At 74.5% G+C, this 1,992-nt stretch carries 1 protein-coding gene; it reads left to right on the top strand.

From position 1 onward, the window contains the following. Positions 1-1,992: discoidin domain-containing protein (locus A5709_RS25390; RefSeq protein WP_156768156.1), on the top strand; the 1,992-nt coding region annotated here is incomplete at both ends.

The raw sequence follows: 1,992 nt of genomic DNA, 5'->3' as shown, positions 1-1,992 counted from the left end.
CCAGGGCTTTGTCGCCGACAGCGGACTGCGTCCGCGCTACCCGGCCGTAGAGGTTTACCGGGTGGAGGTCGCCGGCGATCCGGGCGCCCCCTACTTCGCGGACGTCGACCGGTTGCCCCGGGTGGACGGCGGACCGGAGGCGCTGCTGCGCCTCGACGAGCGGCGCCGGCTGCAGGGCCTGCCGACGCTGGGCCCCGCGCTGATGACCGCCGACGCGCGCGGCGCCGGATTGCCGGTGCCCTCGGTGACCGTCACCGACACCCCGGTGGCCCGCGAGACCGATTACGGCCGGGTGGACCAACATTCGTCGGCCATCCGGGCCGCGGGCGACGCACGGCATACCTACAACCGGGTGCCCGACTATCCCGTCCCCGGGGCCGACCCGGTCGTCGGCGCCTGGAGCGGCGGCCGGATCACCGTGTCGAGCTCGTCGTCGGACTCCACCGCGATGCCCGACGTCGCGCCGGCGACCTCCCCCGTCGCCGCCATCGACGGCGACCCGGCGACCGCGTGGGTGTCCAACTCGCTGCAATCGGCGGTGGGCCAGTGGCTGCAGGTCGATTTCGACCACCCGGTCACCAACGCGGCGATCACCCTGACACCCAGCGCGACGGCCGTCGGCGCGCAGGTGCGCCGCATCCTGATCGAGACCGCCACCGGCAGCACCACCTTGCGGTTCGACGAGCCCGGCAAGCCGCTCGCCGCCGCGTTGCCCTACGGCGAGACGCCGTGGGTGCGGATCACCGCCGCGGGCACCGACGACGGGTCCCCGGGCGTGCAGTTCGGCATCACCGACCTGTCGATCACCCAGTACGACGCGTCCGGATTCGCCCACCAGCTCGACCTGCGGCACACCGTGCGCGTCCCGGGGCCGCCGCCCGGCGCGGCGGTCGCGGGCTGGGACCTGGGTTCCGAGCTGCTGGGCAGGCCGGGATGCGCGTCGACGCCGGAGGGCGTGCGCTGCGCGCCGTCCATGGCGCTGACACCCGAAGAGCCGGTCAATCTCAGCCGGACGCTGACCGTTCCGGCACCGATGTCGGTGACCCCGTTGGTGTGGGTGCGGCCGCGGCAGGGGCCCAAGCTGGCCGACCTGCTCGCCGAGCCGAACACCACCAGGGCACGGGGCGACTCCGACCTGGTGGACGTCCTCGGCTCGGCGTATGCGGCGACCGACGGCGACCCGGCGACGGCATGGACGGCACCGCAGCGGGTGGTGCAGCACAAGACCCCGCCCACCTTGACGCTCACCCTGCCGCGGCCCACCGAGGTCACCGCGCTCCGGCTGGCGCCGAGCCGGTCGGCGTTGCCCGCCCATCCGACGATGGTGGCGGTCAACCTGGGCGACGGCCCGCAGGTGCACGCGTTGAAGCCCGGTGAACCGCAGACACTCCCACTGCATCCCCGGGTGACCGACAGCGTCACCGTCAGCCTGTTGGACTGGGAAGACGTCATCGACCGCAACGCGCTGGGTTTCGACCAGCTCAAGCCGCCGGGGGTGGCCGAGCTGTCGGTGCTCGGTGCCGACGGCACCCCGATCGCGCCCGCCGACGCTGCCCGCGATCGCACGCGCGAGATCGCCGTCGACTGCGATCACGGCCCGGTCATCGCGGTCGCGGGACGGTTCGTGCACACGTCGATCAGCACCACCGTCGGCGCTCTGCTCGACGACGAGCCCGTTGCGGCCCGGGCGTGCGACCGCGACCCGATCGCGTTGCCGGCGGGGCAGCAGGAGTTGCTGATCAGCCCGGGCGCCCAGTTCGTCGTCGACGGCGTTGCGCTGTCCCCGCCGGCCGCGGCCGCCGCCGCGCCCGGCCCAGTCGGGGTTCCGGCGTGGCGGGTGTGGGGCCCGGACCGTCGCGAGGTGCAGGCTCCGCCGTCGGCCACGTCGCGGGTGCTGGTGGTCCCGGAAAGCATCAACCCCGACTGGGCCGGGCGCGGCGGCGGCCGCGGCCGGCGGGGACAGCGCAACGCCGTCGACGACGAACTGGGCGC

It is taken from the genome of Mycobacterium sp. E1386 (assembly GCF_001672745.1).
In the GTDB taxonomy this organism is placed as follows: Bacteria; Actinomycetota; Actinomycetes; order Mycobacteriales; family Mycobacteriaceae; genus Mycobacterium.
The sequence above is the reverse complement of the archived record's forward strand: the minus strand, read 5'-3'. Positions and strand labels throughout refer to the sequence as shown.